General features: G+C 57.3%; 4 protein-coding genes. 3 read left to right on the top strand and 1 reads right to left on the bottom strand.

Annotation, left to right across the window (positions count from 1 at the left end):
* Nucleotides 1-124: 124 nt before the first annotated feature.
* The gene (locus ACW5W8_RS23345) at nt 125-580 is read right to left on the bottom strand and encodes a hypothetical protein (RefSeq protein ID WP_498630789.1); all 456 of its coding nucleotides are present in this window, start codon (nt 578-580) and stop codon (nt 125-127) included.
* A gap of 505 nt (nt 581-1,085) precedes the next feature.
* Here ACW5W8_RS23345 and metN point away from each other — a divergent pair.
* The 3 genes from metN to metQ are packed head-to-tail and all read left to right on the top strand — an operon-like array spanning nt 1,086 to nt 3,589.
* Nucleotides 1,086-2,129 (top strand): methionine ABC transporter ATP-binding protein MetN, encoded by a 1,044-nt coding sequence (gene metN / locus ACW5W8_RS23340; RefSeq protein WP_005341087.1) that lies wholly within the window; start codon nt 1,086-1,088, stop codon nt 2,127-2,129.
* Nucleotides 2,110-2,763, top strand: a complete 654-nt coding sequence (locus ACW5W8_RS23335) for a methionine ABC transporter permease (RefSeq protein WP_498630787.1) — start codon at nt 2,110-2,112, stop codon at nt 2,761-2,763. Before metN ends, ACW5W8_RS23335 begins: the two co-directional genes overlap by 20 nt.
* 25 nt (nt 2,764-2,788) lie before the next feature.
* On the top strand, nt 2,789-3,589 hold the full coding sequence (gene metQ / locus ACW5W8_RS23330) for a methionine ABC transporter substrate-binding lipoprotein MetQ (protein WP_498630785.1): 801 nt from the start codon (nt 2,789-2,791) through the stop codon (nt 3,587-3,589).
* The last annotated feature ends 129 nt before the right edge of the window (nt 3,590-3,718 follow it).

Raw genomic sequence — 3,718 nt, 5'->3', positions numbered from 1 at the left:
GCTGGGGTATCCATGATGGTAGACCTCAAGGTGATGGCCTACTTCAAGCTTAGCCTTTCAACACGTAATTGGGACATAGCCTTTTGTTTGGCCATCATCTTGCGTATTTGGCGCTTATCACCCGTTACATGTCGTCGAGTCGATGCACCCCGTGCACCAGTCGGGTCAGGCGGGTCTGCTCCAGCCCGGCCAGATTCTCGAGCAAGGCGGTGGTGGCCGGTGTCGGGCACTCCCGGGCCAGATGGCTCAGCTCGCCCACCAGCTGCTCTTCCCAACGGCATACCTGAGTGACGATATCCTGGGTCTGGACTGATGCTGGCAGCTCGAAGCGGGTAATGGCAGGCAACATATCCTCGCTGAAACTCTGGTTCAGCCAGGTCTCCCTGACCGCCTCTCCCAGCTGAGCGGCATATTCGTGCAGATGGGCACTGGCCGCATCCTCACGCCCTTGCAGATAGACCAGCAACATCCGGCTGCGTTCGCTGTCCACCTGACTGGTCAAACGCCCGTAACAGAGTCCGAGCTGGTGATGAACCAGCTCAAGATAGTGCAGCAACTCTTTGATCTGTTGGAATCTCATCGCACTGCCCTCCATGCTTGTCGACAACATCAGTATAAAAAACCGGCGCCACCGACCCAATCCCTATCCGAGCCCCCCTTGCGCTGCATCAAGGTTGACGCCGACAAAGTGGCGATCAGGTGCTCCGGTCACGAATAGGGAACGATTTGTGCAGCAATTTGTGTAACGATGGAGGAGCATTAAGCTCGACAGCAGATGTGAACAGAAACGGGCTGACACACTAATAAAACCAGCATTTACCGTGTATAAACCATCTTTAATTCGGTTATCTGCCGCAGGGACGAAACAGGATCTGGAAGCGCGACAATACCATCCTGATCGTTATCCGCCTGACAGAAATCCTTATCACTTTTTTAGACGTCTAGACGTAAAAACATGCGTTGACATGGCCATCCAGACATCTTAGCATCATCCTCCATGATGACAGAGTAACCCAGTGGAACCTCTGCCCAATTTCCCCGCCTGTAGCGCCCTGTGCTTTAAGGCTGTTAGCACGGAAGAATCCATGATTAAGTTGATCGGTCTCAACAAAGTCTACGGTACAGGCAGTGACGCCGTGCACGCCCTGCGTGATGTGAGTCTGCATGTACCCCAAGGCAAAATTTTCGGGGTGATCGGTGCCTCCGGTGCCGGCAAGAGTACCCTCATTCGTTGTGTCAACCTGCTGGAGCGCCCGACAGAGGGCCAGGTGATTGTCGATGGCCAGGATCTGGTCGCCCTGAGCGAACGGGATCTGACCCAGGCTCGCCGCCAGATCGGGATGATTTTCCAGCACTTCAACCTGCTTGCCTCCCGCACCGTGTTTGCCAACATCGCCTTTCCGCTAGAGCTGGCAGGCTGGAGCAAAGAGAAGATCCAGCAACGGGTTGCCGAACTGCTGGCACTGGTCGGGCTGGAAGCCCGTGCCCAGGCCTATCCGTCCGAGCTTTCCGGCGGTCAGAAACAGCGCGTCGCCATTGCCCGCGCACTGGCACCAGCCCCCAAGGTGCTGCTCTGCGACGAGGCCACCTCGGCCCTCGACCCGCAGACCACCCGCTCGATCCTGACCCTGCTCAAGGAGATCAACGTCAAGCTGGGGCTCACCATCCTGCTCATCACCCACGAGATGGATGTGGTGAAGGGGATCTGTGATGAAGTGGCCATCATCAGCGATGGTCGCCTGATCGAACAGGGCGAAGTGGCCTGGTTCTTCAGCAATGCCAAGACCCAGCTGGCTCGTGACTTCATCCACTCCACCATCCATCTGGAGGTACCGCAGGAGTATCAGGATCGGATGAGTGCGGAGCGGGTGCCCGGCAGCTACCCGCTGGTGAAGCTCGGCTTTACCGGCAGCACGGTCGATACGCCGCTCATCTCCGAGGCGAGCCGCCGTTTCAACATCGACATCAGCATTCTGAGCGCAGACATCGAATACGCCGGAGGCGTCAAATTCGGTTTCCTGCTGGCCGAGCTGTTCGGGGATGAAGCCCAGTGCGAGGCGACCCAGCAGTTTCTCATCGACAACCACATTCAGCTGGAGGTAATGGGTTATGTCCGAAGCCATGATTAATCTGCTCATCACGGCCCTGGGCGACACCCTGATCATGGTGTTTGCCTCCGCCCTGTTCGGCTGTCTGCTTGGTCTGCCGCTCGGCGTGGCACTGCACGTCACCAAGGCGGGCCAGATCCTGGCAAACCCCTTGCTCAACCGTACTCTGGGCATGGTGGTCAACGTGGGTCGCTCGGTGCCCTTTATCATCCTGCTGGTCGCCATCATTCCGCTGACCCGGCTGATCGTCGGCACCAGTATCGGCACCATCGCCGCCATCGTGCCGCTGACCGTCGGTTGCATCCCCTTCATCGCCCGTCTGGTGGAAGGAGCCCTGATGGAGGTGCCGGATGGCCTGCTGGAAGCGGCCAAGGCGATGGGCGCCAAGCCGCTGCAAATCATCACCAAGGTGCTGCTGCCCGAGGCTCTGCCCGGCATCCTCAACAGCGTCACCATTACCCTCGTCACGCTGGTGAACTACTCGGCCATGGCCGGGGCCATCGGTGGCGGTGGTCTGGGGGATGTGGGTATTCGTTATGGTTATCAGCGCTTTGACCCGACCATCATGCTGGTGACCGTAGTTATCCTGGTAGTACTGGTTCAACTTATCCAGAGCGCGGGTGAGCGCCTGGTCCACAAATGTGATCATCGTTAATCGTCGATTTCTGACAGGAGGTTTTATGAAATTTGGCATCAAATCCGTTGCGGCTGCCCTGCTGGCTGGTCTGGTTCTGACCGGTTGCGGTCAAAAAGAAGAGAGCAAGGTTCTGAAAGTGGGCGCCATTGCCGGCCCGGAGACCGAACTGGTTGAAGTGGCTGCCAAGGTCGCCAAAGAGAAATACGGTCTGACAGTCGAGGTGGTCAACTTCTCCGACTACGTCACCCCGAACGTGGCGCTGAACGATGGCAGCATCGACGTCAACGCCTTCCAGCACAAACCCTATCTGGATGCACAGGTGCGTGATCGCGGCTTCAAGCTGGTGCCGGTTGGCAACACCTTCGTCTACCCGATCGCCGGTTACTCCAAGAAGATCAAAGCGCTGAGCGAGCTGCAAGATGGCGCCCAGATCGCGGTACCGAACGATCCGACCAACCTGGGCCGCTCCCTGATCCTGCTGGCCAAACAGGGTCTGATCACCCTGAAGGATGGCGCAGGTCTGGAAGCCACCGTGCTGGATATCGCCAGCAACCCGCGCAACTTCAAGATTGTGGAACTGGAAGCAGCCCAGCTGCCGCGCTCGCTGGAAGACGTGGACTTGGCCATCATCAACAACACCTTCGCCGGCCAGATTGGTCTGACCCCGACTGAAAACGGCCTGTTTGTTGAAGACAAAGAGTCCCCCTACGTCAACCTGATCGTCGCCCGCGACAACAACAAGGATGATGAGAAGGTCAAACAGTTCGTACAAGCTTTCCAGACCGATGATGTCTACAAGAAAGGTGTGGAGCTGTTCAAAGGCGGCCTGGTCAAAGGTTGGTAATTGCTCACTTGGCAAAAATGGCCACGCAATGCGTGGCCTTTTTTATGGCTATGTCCCAATTACGTGTTGCATGGGGTGTCCCAGCGCCTCATGCATACACGCTTTGATATTCACCTCCTTCCCGTAACG

The sequence above is a fragment of the Aeromonas aquatilis genome, from assembly GCF_054052405.1.
The sequence above is the reverse complement of the archived record's forward strand: the minus strand, read 5'-3'. Positions and strand labels throughout refer to the sequence as shown.

What these genes read in the sequence shown, in the direction of transcription:
- ACW5W8_RS23345 (WP_498630789.1), bottom strand. Translation starts at nt 580, where the DNA reads ATGAGATTCCAACAGATCAAAGAGTTGCTGCACTATCTTGAGCTGGTT.
- metN (WP_005341087.1), top strand. Translation starts at nt 1,086, where the DNA reads ATGATTAAGTTGATCGGTCTCAACAAAGTCTACGGTACAGGCAGTGAC.
- ACW5W8_RS23335 (WP_498630787.1), top strand. Translation starts at nt 2,110, where the DNA reads ATGTCCGAAGCCATGATTAATCTGCTCATCACGGCCCTGGGCGACACC.
- metQ (WP_498630785.1), top strand. Translation starts at nt 2,789, where the DNA reads ATGAAATTTGGCATCAAATCCGTTGCGGCTGCCCTGCTGGCTGGTCTG.